Below are 15,683 nucleotides of genomic sequence, written 5' to 3'. Positions count from 1 at the left end.
CGCGATCATGGCTTTTGCCGGGCAGGGCGGTGAAATTTCGAATTGAAGCGGCAGTTAGCGGCTATCTCACAAGCGTGATGCGGCGGCCGGCGTACATCTCGCGATTTCCGAATACGGCCGTGCAGTCGGTCTTGATGGATGAGTTGCCTGTCATCTGCACGGTCAAGCCAACAAGCCTCAGGCAATCGCCCTGACCGCTCATATCCGAGTTGCCGGCGAACGAAACGGCCGCGTCAGGCGCATAGACGAATCCGCTGATCAGGGAATTTGCACCGCCATTCAGGGTCAATGCTGAAATGTTCCCACGGCTCTGGAAGATGGTGATGCCGGCGTAAGGCCCGCTGGTTGGCGGAGAAAGGTTCACCCTTTCATTGGCATTTATGATGATCTGTGCTCCCTCCACGAGGAATATGGTCACGCCCTGGCCGCTCAGGCTGCCGTTCCCGCCCGGCTTCAGGGTGACGCCGCGCAAGATGTAGACGCCCGGGCTGAGCGTGATGTTTCCCGACAATGTCTTGTCGCAATAGGTGCCGGGCGACAGCGTGTAGGTTTTGCCGTTCGGGACCGGCATGCAGAACGTATAGGGGGGAGGCACGATATCGGCCAGGGGATCGAAGGACGCATATTGATGTTCGAGCGGCGCGCCGCAGGTGAGATTGGCACTGGGCGGTGAAAGCCCGGAAGTGCCGCCGACGGTCGAGACGCAGCCCGCCGAAACCTGCGCGGAACCGCCTCTGCTGACGGCATCGGACGCGTCCGAGTTTGCCGCGATCACGCAGTTGCTCATGGCGACATCGGTCGAGCCTTGCAGGCTTACCGCGGACGACGCATGCGGATCGAGCGCCAGCACGCAGGCCTGCGCGCCCGGGTGCATCTTGACCGTCGCCGACCGGTGAGCCGGCCAGGGGGCAGCGCCATTGATGAAGCTCGGACGGTTGATGCCTGACGAAAGCGAGATGTAATAGGCGCTCGGGTCGCCGCTGGCGGTGGCCGAAAAGGCGGTGATGCTGTCTGAATATTCCTGCTGGTCGGCGACGTTCATATTGGCCGCAAAGAATGTCAGCCCAAGCCCCTGGACATCGCTCGCGCTCATGCTGGGCAGGTACTTTGTGCCGACGGCAAGCCCAGCCGCGTCCAGCGAGTTCTGCAATTGCGCCGCGTCGTCGCTCGTGCCCGTCAGATCGAGGGTGCCGGCGACGACAGCCATTATCGGCAGCATCGCTATGGCAGTCGCCATGGCAAAATTTCCGCGCTCCGAAGACCAGAAGCCCTTCAATGTGAACATCGCCCCTCGCCAAGGTTTGTAAAGCTCAGGTGATACGCCCGGGGGTCTCTACGAGTAATTTAAGCAATAACTAAAATGCATAGATTCTAAAATGAAGTCAGTGGTTCTCCAAACGAAGGACGCGGCGACAATTCCGGGAAGATCGGATATGATGTCAGCGTTGTTGAAGTGGCAGCTGCGGGCGGCCACCCTAGGCGGTGACCGCCCCCCGAGAAAAACGGAGGTAGGTTATGGCCGGCTTTCATGTCATGGCGGACGCGCGCGGAATGCATGTGCAACCCGCAGTCCGCCGCATTTCCACGACAGACCTCTGGGACGCGCTCAGGCTTGGCGCCGAGGACTTCTGGGCCAAGCCCTCGCATTACGTGTTCCTGTGCCTGATCTATCCGATCGTCGGCCTGGTCCTGACGCGGTGGACGTCCGGCTCCAACGCCATCCAACTCGTCTACCCCTTGATGTCGGGCTTTGCCCTGGTCGGCCCGTTCGCCGCACTCGGACTCTATGAGATCAGCCGCCGGCGCGAGCTCGGCATGAACACCAACTGGCGGCACGCACTAGATGTCCGCCGCTCATCGGCGCTACCCTCGATAGCGGTCATCGGCGTCATGCTGGTCGCCCTGTTCCTGTTGTGGCTGTTCACGGCGCAGTCGATTTACACCAGCCTTTTTGGCGGCGAGCCGCCCGCTTCGGTCGGGGCCTTCCTGCGCGATGTGCTGACGACCAGCAAGGGCTGGACGCTGATCCTTCTCGGCAATGCGGCCGGCTTGGTTTTCGCGGTGGTTGTGCTGGCGACCACGGTCGTTGCCTTCCCGCTTTTGCTTGATCGCGATGTCGGCGCCGTTTCGGCAATAGAGACCTCGGCGCGCGCGGTCATGACAAATCCGCTGCAGATGGCGCTCTGGGGTCTGATCGTCGCGGTGCTGCTGGTGATCGGCTCTATCCCGCTGTTTGCCGGACTGGCCGTCGTCATGCCGATCCTCGGTCACGCGACCTGGCACCTCTACCGAAAGGTGGTCGAGCCGGCTCATATCCGGCCCCCGCGCCGTCCGATGTGAGCACTCAGCGCTGCGCGTCGGTCGCCATCTTCAGCGCGAGTGCCGTCAGCACGGTTCCCATCATCCAGCGCTGGATCACCAGCCACAGCGGGCGTCCGGCGAGGAAGGTGGCGATCGAGCCGGCCGTCAGCGCGATGATGGCATTGACGCTGAGGCTGATCGATATCTGCGTCGCGCCCAGCACCAGAAGCTGTGACAGGACATGGCCCTTGCCGGGGCTGATGAACTGAGGCAGCAGCGACAGGTAGAGAACGGCCACCTTGGGATTGAGCAGATTGGTCATCAATCCCATGGCGAACAGCTTGCGCGGCCGGTCCTTCGGCAGGTCGCGCACCTGGAACGGCGAGCGTCCGCCCGGTTTCACCGCCTGCCAGGCCAACCACAGGAGATAAAGCACGCCGGCAAAGCGCAAAACGTCATAGGCATAGGGCACGGCGAGCAGCAGCGCCGTGATGCCGAACGCGGCCGACAGCACATAGAACAAGAAGCCGACCGCAACGTCGCCAAGCGAGATCAGTCCGGCCTTCGGCCCTTGCGACAGCGAGCGGGAGATCAGGTAGATCATGTTCGGGCCTGGCGTCAGCACCATGCCGAGGCAGACCAGCGCGAAGGCGAGGTGGTTGGCGGTATCGGGCATTGTTCGTTCCCCAGCATGCCGCGATGGATTCGCGATCTCGCGAGCGGCCAATCTGTGCCTATCCCGACAGGTGGCTGCAAGAGCTTGACGGCGCCAGGCGTTGCGCCAGAGGGATGATCCCGGGTTAGCCGACCACGCGCAGGTTCGACAGCTCGTTGCCAATTTCCTTGAAATCGTTTGCCAGGCTGGCGCCGGTCGCATTCCAGAACAGCTTCGCCGCTTTGCTCGGATTCGTGGCATCCTTGCGAAAGCGCGACTCCGACGAGCAGGATTTCAGCGCATCGATGGCCAGCTTGTCGCTGGCCTTGGTCATCGACAAGTCGAGCGCCACCGTCATCACCATGATGTTGGCTGCCTTGGCGTTGTTGCAGAGCGCGGTCATCTGCTCGTTGAGCGCGTTGGTGTAGTTGCCGTTCGAATAGTCTAGCTGACCGATGGCGCTCGATGTGCCCATGAACAGGCGGCCGACCGAGGTGCCGTTGTATCCGGGGTTGAGATAGCCGTAGGACGCGTAGGTCGATTTCGAATTGGCGGGATCCGAGTAGCCCAGCGACGAAGGCGTATAATAGGTGTTGGCGCCGTCGGTCAGCACGATCAACACCTTGTCGTTGCCTCTTTCGGTTTCCGGGCGCCCTTGCGTGAACGGCTCTCCGCTCGAAACCACCCGCCAGCCCCAAGCCATGCCCTCGGGAACATTGGTGCCGCCATTCGGCTGCATCAGGTCGATCGCCGCCTTGATCGAGGTGACCCCTTCGGCGACGCTGACATCGGTCAGCGGCGTGATCGGGTTGGTGGTGCAGCTGTAATTCGGCCCGTTGCCGGCGGGCAGCGCCGGCGCATCGATCGGCCGCGGCTGGAAGTACTTGGCCATGTTGCGCAGCCGGGATTGGCCGCTGCTGCTCGACGGATCGTCGTTCCACCAGCTGTTGACGGCACCATAAGTTACCGGCGCGGCCTCGTCGGGGTCTTGAGTGAGCTTCCAGTGATTGCCCGGTTCGTCGGGGGCGAACATGGGCACGAACATCGTTGCCGGATCGCCGACACCGATGCCGGTGTTGGCCGAGCCACCTGACGGCGTGGCGTCGTTTATATTGTAAGGGTAGGGCCGGGCCTCGACGCAGCCCTGCCAACTGGCGAACGGACCGTAGGAATCGATATAGTCATATTCGTCGTGGCTGCTTTTGCAGGTGTTGTTCGAATTGTATTGGTCGCACACGACCCGTTTGCTGTTGACGACACGCTCGTGGTTGGTGACGACCTTCATGTCGCGGTAGAGCGAGAACCGGGTCAGCATCTGGCCGTCCTCGGTTCCCCAGCCAGTGCCGCGCTTGTACCAGATGCCGTTGGTCCGCTGGGCGTATTTGTTGGCGGCGTTCAGCGTCGACCAGTCGAAATTCTCATTCGACACCGGCGAAAGCCCCTCGGTGTCCATCCACGAAGCATTGCCATTCCCGGGGCCGACATTGACCGAGGCGGCAAAAGGCACGAGGCCGAATTGCACCGGCTTGTCGACCTGCTTGATCATGACCGCCTGCTGGGCCAGGGTGTCGACCAGCTGCTTGGAAGCAGTCTTGAGAAGATCGATGCGCTTTTGCCCCGAGCCCGTGCCGAGCGTGGTCATCGATCCGGAATTGTCGAGCACCAGGGCAACTTCCAGCGTGTTCTTCAACCGCACCTGCGAGGTGACGTTGAAGCTGAGCCTCTGGTTCGCATCGGTCGCCGATTTGCCGACGAGTTGGGCGAAGGCGGGGTAGAAATAGGGTTTGTAGTTGAGCTGGGCGGTCATCCTCAGCAGGCCGCCGCCGCTGCTGCTGTTGCTCGGCAAGATGACGTTGAGCGTCGTGCTCGCGGGATCGATATCGTTCAAATTGGCATTGAAGAAGTCGAGCGCATAGGCTCTCAACTGGTCGTCGGTCGCGCCTTCCGTCAGCCGGCGGGCGGTGGCGAAGTTGGCGGCGTCGAGCGCGTTCATCAGCATCTGCTTTTCACGGTTCATTTCCGTGTAGTCGACCGCGATTGCCAGGCCGCCCATCAGCGGCACCATCGCCACAGCCGTCATAAGAGCATAATTGCCACGCCTGTCGCGGCGGAACTGACGCCAGATTTCAACCATGCTTGAAGCGGCCCCCGCCGACGGATTCTCGGTCGGCGCCAGCTTTCCACAAAACGCTGAAGGACGGGTTTGGGAAACCGCTCTATTGCTCGGTCGGCGCTTCACCAACCGCTAACCAATCAAAGCCGCCGGTTGCGCGGCAATTCGTGCCGATGCGGGCGAAAGCTGGTGACAGCATGGGCCGGTTCGGATAATTCGAACCGGCTGCGGCGAACCGTCGGCCGCCGCACCCGCAACGATCATACTGAAGGAAACGGCATGGCGGATTCACCTGAAATCGTCGGCTCGCTCGAAGACGTCTCGAAAGCCTATTCGGCAATTCTCTGCGACGTCTGGGGCGTGGTGCACAATGGCGAATGGCATTTTCCGGCGGCCGCGGCCGCGTTGGTGGCGGCAAGGGCGGCCGGCACTCCTGTCGTTCTGATCACCAATTCGCCGCGCCGCAGCGCCGACGTCGTGGCGCAGATGAGCGTGATCGGCGTTCCGCCGTCGGCCTATGACCGTGTGGTGACCTCGGGTGACGTGACCCGTGATCTGATCGCGGAGGGCCCTCGCAAAGTCTTCCACATCGGCGCCGACCGCGATTTGACCCTTTATGATGGTCTCGATGTCGAACTCGTCGAGGAATTCGAGGCCGCCGGCGTCGTGTGCACCGGGTTGTTCGACGACGAGATCGAAAAACCCGAGGACTATACGGAACTGCTGCGCCGGTTGCGGGCCAGGAACCTGCCGTTCATCTGCGCCAATCCCGATATCATGGTTGAACGCGGCGAACGGATCATCTGGTGCGCCGGTGCGCTCGCGCGCGACTACGCGCAGCTCGGCGGTCGCACGCTGATCGCCGGAAAACCCTATGCGCCAATTTACGAGGTCGCGATGAAGGAGGTGGCCGAGATCCTCGGCCGGCCGGTCGGGCGTCCGCAAATATTGGCTATCGGCGACGGGATGTTTACCGACGTCAAGGGCGCGGCCGACAATGGTTTCGACGTCCTCTATGTCTCCGGCGGCATTCATGCCCGCGACTATGGCGATCCCTCCCGGCCGGATCCGGCCAGGCTCGGGCTCTTCCTGGAGCGGCACGGCTATCATCCGGTGGCCGTCATCGCAAGACTGCAGTAGGTGATAATGGTCGCGTTCCAGCATCTTACGACAACCGGGCCGCTGCCCGCCGATCTGCGAGGCGGCGTCGTGGCGATCGGCAATTTCGATGGCGTCCATCGCGGCCATCAGGCCGTGCTCGAACGGGCATTGGCGGAGGCCACGCGGCGTGGCGTGCCGGCCCTGGTGCTGACCTTCGAACCGCACCCGCGAACGGTTTTCAGGCCTGATTTGCCGCTTTTCGTGCTGACGCCGCCGCCGATGAAGGCGCGGCTCCTGTCGCTTCTGGGCTTTGCCGCGCTCGTCGAGCAGCCTTTCACGCGCGACTTCGCCTCGCTGTCGGCGGAAGCCTTCGTCACCGACGTGCTGGAGAGGACGCTGGGCATCAGCCACGCCGTGACCGGTTTCGATTTCCATTTCGGCAAGGACCGCCAGGGCGGGCCGGCCTATCTGATGGCTGCCGGCGAGCGCCATGGCTTCGGTGTCACCCTCGTCGACGCCTTTCGCGACGAAGGCGCCGAGGTGGTTTCGTCGAGCCGCATCCGTGCCTTGCTTTGCGAGGGCGGGGTGGCCGGGGCAGCCGGTCTGCTTGGCTATCGCTTCACGGTGGAAAACGAGGTCGTCGGCGGCCAACAGCTCGGGCGAACGCTCGGCTTTCCCACAGCCAACATGAGACTTCCCGCGGAAGCCACGCTCAAGGAAGGTATCTACGCCGTTCGCTTCCGGCGCGAGGACGGCACGCTGCACGACGGCGTCGCCAGTTTTGGCCGCCGCCCGACCGTCGACGACAACGGCGCGCCGCTCCTGGAAACCTTCGTCTTCGATTTTTCCGGCGATCTCTATGGCGAGATCTGCGGAGTGTCGTTCTTCGGCTTCCTGCGCAGCGAGATCAAGTTCGACCGGCTCGATGCACTGGTGGTGCAGATGAAGCGCGATGAAGCCGAGGCACGCGCGTTGCTTGGCGGCGTCAAGCCGCTGTCCGGTCTGGACGCCACTGTGGCGTTCTGAAGCGTGGTCCCGAAAAGGGGAACGAGTTTCCTATTTCTTTAGCGCAAGACCGACGGCGATGAAGGTCCAGCCCTGGAAGATCAGGTCGATCGCCAGGAACAGTCCGAGCACCCACAGGCTGTTGACCGGCCACCCCATGGCGATGATCAGGCCGGCAAGCACGCTGATGACGCCAGCCGCGACAATCCAGCCCCAGCCCCGCTCCGGACGGTGGCTATAGCCGACCCAGGCCCGCAGGGCGCCCGAAGCGACGAGCGCGACGGCCAGCAGGAAGGTCAGCACCGCTGAGGCCAGCAGCGGATTGTCGAAAGCGAAGAATCCGGCGACCGCATAGAGCAGTCCGCTGAGCAGCCAATACAAGAAGCGGCCCCAGGTCTTGACCCCGAAAGCGTGCATGATCTCGATGATGCCGGCCACCAGCATCAGCCATCCCACGACATAGACGGAAGCCACCGTGGCGATAAACAGATTGCCGAAGGCAATGCCGCCGAGGACCAGCAGAACCACGCCCAGCCCGACAAACCACCCCCATTTGTCGCGCGTCTGGCCGATCGCATTCTTCAATGTATCGCCATCCAAGGTCATGTCGCCACCTCCATTGAAGACCGCCAGAATGCAAGGGAGGTTACCCTCGGCGCCGACTCGCGTCCAGCCGATGGCGGGCGCGATGGTGCAAGCAACACGCGCTGGATGTCTCGTCCTTAAATCAAATTTTACCAAAGCCTCGTCAAAGCTGTCGCGGCAGGACAGCTTTGACGTGTTAGTGGAGTGACCATGAGTCAGGTCGGGAAGATTTCTATAGCCTTGGCTACCGTCGTGCTGGCGACGTCAGGCGCGGCCGAAGCCGGTGATGGCGCTTTCGGCTGGCTGTCCGGCGACTGGTATCTGACGGTCGGCGCGACCGGCCTGGTGGCGCCCAATTTCGAGGGCGGCAAGAAGTACATGCTGAGCGCCCAGCCCATCATTTCGCTGGGCAAGGCCGGCCCTGCTGCTCGCTTCACCTCGCGCAACGACAACATTTCGCTGGCGCTTGTCGACGATGGCAGCGTCCGTGCAGGCCTGACCGGCAAGTTCCTGTTCTCGCGCGACGACGGTGATGCCGACGAACTTAGGGGCTTGGACCCGGTCCGCTGGGGCGGCGAGGTCGGCGGCTTTTTCGAATTCTATCCGACGGACTGGATGCGCGCGCGTGCCGAATTGCGGCATGGCATTCGTGCTCATAACGGCTTTGTCGCCGACATCGCCGCCGATGCTTTCTACGACGTGACGCCAACCGTCAGGATTTCGGGCGGTCCGCGCGTGTCTTTTGCCTCGGCGAACTATTTCGATGCCTATTATGGCGTCAACGCACAGGAAGCCGTGGCCTCGGGGCTGAGCCAGTACAATCCCGGCGGCGGCTTGAAATCCGTCGGCCTCGGCGGCGCCGTGACCTGGAAGGTGACCGATCCGATGACCGCCAGCCTGTTTGGCGAATATTCGCGCCTCGAGGGTCCGGCGGCCGATTCCAGCCTGGTCAAGGAGCGCGGCGACCGCAACCAGTTCATGGTCGGCGTGTCGACCACCTATCGCTTCGACTTCAAGATGTAAGTGAATCGAAGGAGACGCTTTATTCCTGCGCTCTTCTCCGCTAAAAGCCCAGCAATGACGAGCTTTTCGCGCCTTCACGCGCCGACGATACGAATTACCAGCCCGGTGTTCCCAGCAGCCTGAACGCTGTAGGAGCCGCCGGGAATATTGCGCGCGGCCTCTCGCGCTTTTCCAGATCATCAAAGCATGTCGCCCACAAGTGGCCCGGTTTGGGAAAACGGCATGCGTATAAAGTAGAATTCGCCGCAAGCCACGTGGCCCGGCATGCACATGGCAGACCAATGAACGACGAAAACCAATCAACGATCGACTATTCGAAGACCCTTTACCTGCCGCAGACGGAATTTCCGATGCGCGCCGGCTTGCCCGAGAAGGAGCCGGTGCTGGTCAAGCGCTGGCAGGACATGGATCTCTACCGCAAGCTGCGCGAGAGCGCGGCGGGCCGCACGAAATACGTGCTGCATGACGGTCCGCCCTACGCCAACGGCAACATCCACATCGGCCACGCGCTGAACAAGATCCTCAAGGATGTCATCACCCGCTCGTTCCAGATGCGCGGCTTTGACTCGAACTATGTGCCCGGCTGGGATTGTCACGGCCTGCCGATCGAATGGAAGATCGAGGAGCAGTACCGCGCCAAGGGCAAGAACAAGGACGAGGTGCCGGTCAACGAATTCCGCAAGGAATGCCGTGAATTCGCCGCGCACTGGATCTCCGTGCAAGGTGGCGAGTTCCAGCGGCTTGGCGTCGTCGGCGACTTCAAGAACCCTTATACGACGATGGCCTTCCACGCCGAGTCGCGCATCGCAGGCGAATTGCTGAAATTCGCCATGTCCGGCCAGCTCTACCGCGGTTCGAAGCCGGTGATGTGGAGCGTGGTTGAGCGCACGGCGCTCGCCGAGGCCGAGATCGAGTACCAGGATTACGAGTCCGACACGATCTGGGCGAAGTTTCCGGTGGCCAATCTCGTCGTCGCCAGTGTCGTGGACGGGCTGCCGGCGGAGCTCGATCCGGACCTGAGCGGGCGGTCGCTTGACCTGCTGGATGCCCATGTCGTCATCTGGACGACGACGCCATGGACCATCCCTGGCAATCGCGCCGTCAGCTATTCGCCGCGCGTCGGCTACGGCCTCTACGAGGTGACGGCGGCCGAGAATGCATTTGGCCCGCAGCCAGGCGAGAAGCTGATCTTTGCCGATGCGCTGGCCGAGGAAAGCCAGGCCAAAGCCAAGGTCATCTTGAAGCGCCTTCACGGCATCAGCGCCGAACAGCTTGGAAATCTTGTGCTTTCGCATCCCTTCAAGGGTCTCGGCGGCGGCTACGAATTCCCGGTTCCGATGATTGCCGGCAACCATGTCACCGACGAGGCCGGCACGGGCTTCGTGCACACGGCTCCCGGTCATGGCCGGGAGGACTTTGATGCCTGGATGGATGCCGCGCCCGCGCTGCGCCAGCGCGGCATCGATACTGAAATCCCGTTTGCCGTCGACGATGCCGGCTTCTTCACAAAGGACGCGCCGGGCTTCGGGCCGGACCGCGAAGGCGGACCGGCGCGCGTCATCGACGACAACGGCAAGAAGGGCAACGCCAACCAGGCGGTCATCGACGAGCTGATCAAGCGCAACGCGCTGTTCGCGCGCGGCCGGCTGAAGCACAGCTATCCGCATTCATGGCGTTCGAAGAAGCCGGTCATCTTCCGCAACACGCCGCAATGGTTCGTCTACATGGACAAGGACCTCGGCGACGGCACCACGCTGCGCGGCCGCGCGCTGAAGGCGATCGACGAGACGCGCTTTGTCCCGGCCGCCGGCCAGAACCGCATCCGCGCCATGATCGAGGAACGCCCCGATTGGGTGCTGTCGCGCCAGCGTGCCTGGGGCGTGCCGATCGCCGTCTTTGCCGACGAGGATGGCAATGTGCTGAAGGACGAGGCGGTCAACCGGCGCATCATGGACGCCTTCGAGGCGGAGGGCGCCGACGCCTGGTTCGCGCGCGGTGCCAGCGAGCGCTTCCTCGGCAATCACGATGCCTCCAAATGGAAGCAGGTGACGGACATTCTCGACGTCTGGTTCGATTCGGGCTCGACACATGTCTTCACCCTGGAGGACCGGCCCGACCTGAAGTGGCCGGCCGACGTCTATCTCGAAGGCTCCGACCAGCATCGCGGCTGGTTCCACTCCTCGCTGCTCGAAAGCTGCGGCACCAGGGGCAGGGCGCCTTACGACACCGTCGTCACCCATGGCTTCACCATGGACGAGGATGGCCGCAAGATGTCGAAATCGCTCGGCAACACGGTCGTGCCGCAGGATGTGATCAAGCAGTCCGGTGCCGACATCCTGCGGCTCTGGGTGGTGACGACGGACTATTGGGAAGACCAGCGGCTCGGCAAGAACGTGCTGCAGACCAACATCGACGCCTATCGCAAGCTGCGCAACACCATCCGCTGGATGCTGGGCACGCTCGCCCATGACGATGGTGAGGTCGTTCCCCTGGAGACGATGCCGGAGCTGGAGCGGTTGATGCTGCACCGGTTGGCAGAGCTCGACGAGGTGGTGCGCCAGGGCTACGACGCCTTCGAGTTCAAGCGCATCACGCGAGCTCTGCTCGACTTCATGGTGGTCGAGCTGTCGGCCTTCTATTTCGATATCCGCAAGGACGCGCTCTACTGCGACGGCCCGTCGAGCGTGAAGCGCAAGGCCTCGGTCCAGGTGGTACGCCATCTCTTCGACTGCCTGGTGAAATGGCTGGCGCCGATGCTGCCCTTCACCATGGAAGAGGCCTGGCTCGACCGTCATCCCGACGCGGTCTCGGTGCATCTCGACCAGTTCCCGCAAATCCCGGCGAATTGGAAGAACGAGGCGCTGGCGGAGAAATGGCGCAAGGTCAGGCAGGTGCGCCGCGTCGTCACCGGCGCACTCGAGATCGCCCGTGCCCAGAAGGTGATCGGCTCCTCGCTGGAGGCTATACCGGTGGTCACGATCAACGACGCGGCGCTCGAGGCGGCCATATCGGACGTCGACATGGCTGAAATGGCGATCACCAGTGATCTCGTCATTGCCCATGGCCAGACGCCGCAAACCGCCTTTGCCCTCGACGATGTCAAGGGCGTCGCCGTGGTGGTCGAGAAAGCCGAGGACCGAGGGCTGGTCAAATGCGCGCGTTCCTGGCGCTACACGGACGATGTCGGGCAGGATCCGGACTTCCCGGATGTTTCGGCACGTGATGCCGCCGTGCTGCACGAGTTGAAGGCGCTGGGAAGGCTTTAGTTCCTGTCGCCCAAAAGTGCGTAGCGGTTTTGGGACAAACGACAGGGACCAGATCAAGCCGGTTCCTGTCGCCCGAAAGTGCGTGGCGGTTTTAAACGACCGGCATCAGATCGAAGAAGTGCGCAAATAGAACGCCGGACGGTACAAATCCGCCCGTGCGTTGCCCTTAACGAGTGGTTGAGGTAAACACGCGAAACTCCGGAAGACAAATTGTCGCCGGATTTCCGTCGCAAGTGCTTGCACGATGGGGACCGGATACAAAGCCGGTGCGATCGAGAGGCTGTCTAGAGTGGGACTTTTTGGCATGACCGAGAGATATAACGCGCGCCTTGCGCTGTTGGCGCCGCTTGTCGCTTCGGGCCTCGCTTTATCCGGCTGCATGGGCTCTCCGACCTATGGCACCGACAAGACCGCCGCCGAACAGCTGGCCGGCGATCTTACGGGCGCCGTTTCCTTCGCGCCGAAGCGCAAGGACCCGATCGACTACAAGCCGCGTCCCACCCTCGTGAAGCCGGCACCCGGCCAGAAGGAAGCGCTGCCCGCCCCCCAGGAAAGCATCCAGACGGCAAACGCCGGATGGCCCGAATCGCCCGAGCAGCGCCGCGCGCGTCTGCGCGCCGACGCCACCGCCCACCAGAACGACCCGGCCTACCAGCCGGAGATTGTCGATGATGTGCAGACGGATCCCGCTTCGGTGAAGAAGGCAATGGAAGAGTCCGGCTCAAGCCATCCGCCGGCGTGGAAACCCGCCGATTCCGACAAGGGCCGCGCTGCGGAGATCCAGCGCCGCCTTGCCGACAGCAAGCAGGGCGATCCGAACACGCGCAAATACCTTAGCGAGCCGCCATTGGCCTACCGCACCGCCTCCAGTGCCGCGCCGCAGAACGAACTCGGCGAAGACGAGTACAAGAAGGAGCGCCGCCTCAAGGCAAAGGCCGAGGGCAAGAAGGGCGGCTGGTTCGACTGGTTGCCGTCGCTGTAGGAACAGTCGCGCGGCGGCCTTGGCTCAGTCTCGACGTCGCCTGAAAAAATCCTTCAGCAGCAGGCCTGCTTCGGTCTCGGCCATGCCCGGATAGATGTCGGGCGTGTGGTGGCAGGTCGGTGCAGCGAAGAAGCGCACACCATTGACCACGGCGCCGCCCTTTTCGTCTGCGGCACCGAAATAGAGACGGCGCAGCCTGGCGAATGAGATTGCCCCGGCGCACATGGCGCAGGGCTCCAGCGTCACATAGAGATCGTGGCCGGTGAGCCGCTCGCTCGAGAGCTTGCCGCAGGCTTCACGGATCACCAGCATTTCGGCGTGCGCCGTCGGGTCGGCAAGCTCGCGCGTGCGGTTGCCGGCACTGGCAATGACCGTGCCGCCATTGGCAATGACCGCGCCGACCGGCACTTCGCCGCGCAAGGCTGCCGCTTCGGCCTCTTTTAGCGCCAGCGCCATGAAATCCGGCCTCTTCAAGCGGTTTGTCTTCCCATTATATCCTCGCCACCCGGCGGTGATCCTGTTATGGAGCGCATCAACCTGAAAATCGGACTCGATTTTCAGGAATGATCATGCGCCAAATCAAAAATGCTACAGCGTTCGTTGCGCGCCGAACGGATGCGCCACGCTGTAGCAGCGCAAACGGACAAAGGCCACATGGACGACAACGACAAGAAATCTCCGCGCAAAGGCGGCCCGGGCAGGAGTGGCCCGAAATCGGCAGGTGCACGTGGCCGCGACGCCAGCAAGGGCGGGAAGCCGTCCTTTGGTGCGAAAAAGCCCTATGCCCCACGCGGCGACCGGCCGGCCGCCGCTGAAGGCGAGCGCCCGAAGCGCGACTTCAAGAGCGGCGACAAGCCGTTCCGCAAGGGACCGCGCCCCGAAGGCAAGCCCTACGCCCCGCGTGGCGACCGGCCGATGGCGGCGGAAGGCGAGCGCAAGCCGTATGAGAAGCGCGAAGGCCCACGCAAGCCCTACGCCCCGCGCGGCGACCGTCCGATGGCCGCCGAGGGCGAGCGCAAGCCGTATGATAAGCGCGAAGGGCCGCGCAAGCCCTACGCGCCACGTGGCGACCGTCCGTTTTCTGCTTCGGCGGAGGGCGGCGAAAAGCGCTTCGACCGTCCCAAGCGTGATTTCGCAGATCGTCCGAAGCGGGATTTTGCCGACCGTCCAAAGCGAGACTTTGGAGGCGACAGACCCAAACGTGATTTCGGAGACCGGCCACAAGGCGCATCGGGCGGCGGCTTCAAGCCACGTCCGCGAACAACGGAAGCAACGGAAGAAGCCGGCGAGCGCATCGCCAAGCGTCTGGCACGTGCCGGGCTCGCCTCGCGCCGCGACGCCGAGGAGTTGATCGCTGCCGGCCGCGTCAAGGTCAATGGCCGGGTGCTGGCCTCGCCGGCGTTCAACGTCATGCCCAATGACATCATCCATCTCGACGGAATGGAAATCCCGCCGATCGAACGCACGCGCCTTTTCCTGTTCCACAAGCCGGCCGGCGTCGTCACCACCAACCGCGACCCCGAAGGCCGCAAGACCGTCTTCGACGTGCTGCCGGCCGAACTGCCGCGGCTGATGACCATCGGCCGGCTCGATATCAACACCGAAGGCCTGCTGCTGCTGACCAATGATGGCGGCCTGTCGCGCGTACTAGAACTGCCGGCCACCGGCTGGCTGCGCCGCTACCGTGTGCGTGTCCACGGCAAGGTCGAGGAAAGCGCGCTTGCCGGCCTGCGCGAAGGCATTGCCGTCGACGGCGTCTTCTACGGCGCCATCGAAGCCAGCCTTGATCGCGAGCAGGGCTCCAATGCCTGGCTGACGATCGGCCTGCGCGAGGGCAAAAACCGTGAGGTCAAGAACATCCTCGGCGCGCTCGGCCTCGACGTCACGCGGCTGATCCGCGTCTCCTACGGCCCGTTCCAGCTCGAGGATCTCGCCGAGGGGCACGTACTGGAAATCAAGGGCCGAGTGCTGCGCGACCAGCTTGGCGAGCGCCTGGTCGAGGAATCCGGCGCCAATTTCGACGCCGAGATAACAAAACCGTTTTCCAACCAGCCGGTGCGGCGTACCGAGATCCGTGAGGCCGAGCCCGAACGGCCGAAGTTTACGAGAGACGGCGAGCGGCGGCCGATCGGCGAGGGCGGGCTGATCAAGAACCGCAAACGCCGGGAAGGCAGCCGCGACGAGGCGCTTGGCAAACTGTCGACAAGCCCTGACAGAGGCGAGAGACCGGAAAAGAGCTTCGGCGATCGCGGTCCGCGACAGGAGCGTGGCGGCTTTGGCGACAAGCCGCGTGGAAATTTCGGCGACAAGCCGCGCGGCGGTTTCGGTGACAAGCCTCGTGGCGGTGGCAAGAAATCCGAACGCGAGCAGCGGCCGATCGAGCCGCCAGGCCAGCGCAAGGCCAATGTCTGGATGGCACCGGGAGCCCGGCCGATCGGCAAGGGCAGGGCGGAGGCCGATGCGGCCAAGGCGGCCGAGGCCAAGGCGCGCAAGGCCTCGTTCAAGCCGTCTTATGGCAAGCCCGCCGGCAAACCAGACGACGCAAAGCCATTCGGAAAGCCGCGTGGCGAGCGACCAGGAGGCGCCGGGGGCGGTGAGAGGCCGCGTGGCGCCAAGGCCCACCGGACAAGATGAGAAACGGCGGCGGTGAGT

12 protein-coding genes are annotated in these 15,683 nt (G+C 63.3%); 7 read left to right on the top strand and 5 right to left on the bottom strand.

Going from position 1 to position 15,683, the window contains the following annotated elements; translation table 11 throughout:
• Positions 1-61 precede the first annotated feature (61 nt).
• Positions 62-1,285 (bottom strand): TadE/TadG family type IV pilus assembly protein, encoded by a 1,224-nt coding sequence (locus O7A61_RS17650; protein WP_337130883.1) that lies wholly within the window; start codon positions 1,283-1,285, stop codon positions 62-64.
• Between the two features lie 230 nt (positions 1,286-1,515).
• Between O7A61_RS17650 and O7A61_RS17645 the strand changes: the two genes are divergently transcribed.
• A complete protein-coding gene (locus O7A61_RS17645) occupies positions 1,516-2,340 on the top strand; it encodes a DUF2189 domain-containing protein (RefSeq protein WP_337130882.1) in 825 nt (274 codons plus the stop codon).
• A gap of 4 nt (positions 2,341-2,344) precedes the next feature.
• Here O7A61_RS17645 and O7A61_RS17640 read toward each other — a convergent pair whose 3' ends face one another.
• Together O7A61_RS17640 and O7A61_RS17635 are read right to left on the bottom strand one after the other, a co-directional pair.
• Entirely contained in the window at positions 2,345-2,977 is a 633-nt protein-coding gene (locus O7A61_RS17640; RefSeq protein WP_337130881.1) for a LysE family translocator, read from the bottom strand.
• 124 nt (positions 2,978-3,101) lie between these two features.
• A complete protein-coding gene (locus tag O7A61_RS17635) occupies positions 3,102-5,090 on the bottom strand; it encodes a TadE/TadG family type IV pilus assembly protein (protein ID WP_337130880.1) in 1,989 nt (662 codons plus the stop codon).
• A 258-nt stretch (positions 5,091-5,348) separates the two neighbouring features.
• On the opposite strand from O7A61_RS17635, the gene O7A61_RS17630 reads away from it, so the two are divergent.
• Positions 5,349-6,209 (top strand): TIGR01459 family HAD-type hydrolase, encoded by an 861-nt coding sequence (locus O7A61_RS17630; RefSeq protein WP_337130879.1) that lies wholly within the window; start codon positions 5,349-5,351, stop codon positions 6,207-6,209.
• Between the two features lie 6 nt (positions 6,210-6,215).
• Positions 6,216-7,196 carry a bifunctional riboflavin kinase/FAD synthetase gene (locus O7A61_RS17625; RefSeq protein ID WP_337130899.1) on the top strand — a complete coding sequence of 327 codons (981 nt, stop codon included), beginning with the start codon at positions 6,216-6,218 and terminating at the stop codon, positions 7,194-7,196.
• Between the two features lie 30 nt (positions 7,197-7,226).
• Here O7A61_RS17625 and O7A61_RS17620 read toward each other — a convergent pair whose 3' ends face one another.
• Entirely contained in the window at positions 7,227-7,781 is a 555-nt protein-coding gene (locus O7A61_RS17620) for an HdeD family acid-resistance protein (RefSeq protein WP_337109078.1), read from the bottom strand.
• A gap of 189 nt (positions 7,782-7,970) precedes the next feature.
• Here O7A61_RS17620 and O7A61_RS17615 point away from each other — a divergent pair, with 189 nt between their 5' ends.
• From O7A61_RS17615 to O7A61_RS17605, 3 genes are all read left to right on the top strand, one after another.
• A complete protein-coding gene (locus tag O7A61_RS17615; RefSeq protein WP_140749151.1) occupies positions 7,971-8,783 on the top strand; it encodes a MipA/OmpV family protein in 813 nt (270 codons plus the stop codon).
• Between the two features lie 281 nt (positions 8,784-9,064).
• Positions 9,065-12,049, top strand: coding sequence for an isoleucine--tRNA ligase (gene ileS, locus O7A61_RS17610; RefSeq protein ID WP_337130878.1), 2,985 nt, complete (start codon positions 9,065-9,067; stop codon positions 12,047-12,049).
• Positions 12,050-12,353: 304 nt separating this feature from the next.
• Positions 12,354-13,031, top strand: coding sequence for a hypothetical protein (locus tag O7A61_RS17605; RefSeq protein WP_337130877.1), 678 nt, complete (start codon positions 12,354-12,356; stop codon positions 13,029-13,031).
• Positions 13,032-13,055: 24 nt separating this feature from the next.
• On the opposite strand, the gene O7A61_RS17600 is transcribed toward O7A61_RS17605, so the two are convergent.
• The gene (locus tag O7A61_RS17600) at positions 13,056-13,505 is read right to left on the bottom strand and encodes a nucleoside deaminase (RefSeq protein WP_337130876.1); all 450 of its coding nucleotides are present in this window, start codon (positions 13,503-13,505) and stop codon (positions 13,056-13,058) included.
• 180 nt (positions 13,506-13,685) lie between these two features.
• Here O7A61_RS17600 and O7A61_RS17595 point away from each other — a divergent pair, with 180 nt between their 5' ends.
• A complete protein-coding gene (locus O7A61_RS17595; protein ID WP_337130875.1) occupies positions 13,686-15,665 on the top strand; it encodes a pseudouridine synthase in 1,980 nt (659 codons plus the stop codon).
• Positions 15,666-15,683 lie beyond the last annotated feature (18 nt).

Origin of the sequence: Mesorhizobium sp. Cs1321R2N1 (genome assembly GCF_037179725.1) — a bacterium.
Lineage (GTDB): Bacteria > Pseudomonadota > Alphaproteobacteria > Rhizobiales > Rhizobiaceae > Mesorhizobium > Mesorhizobium salmacidum.
Note: the sequence above shows the minus strand (reverse complement) of the source record. Positions and strands in the feature narration are given on the sequence as shown.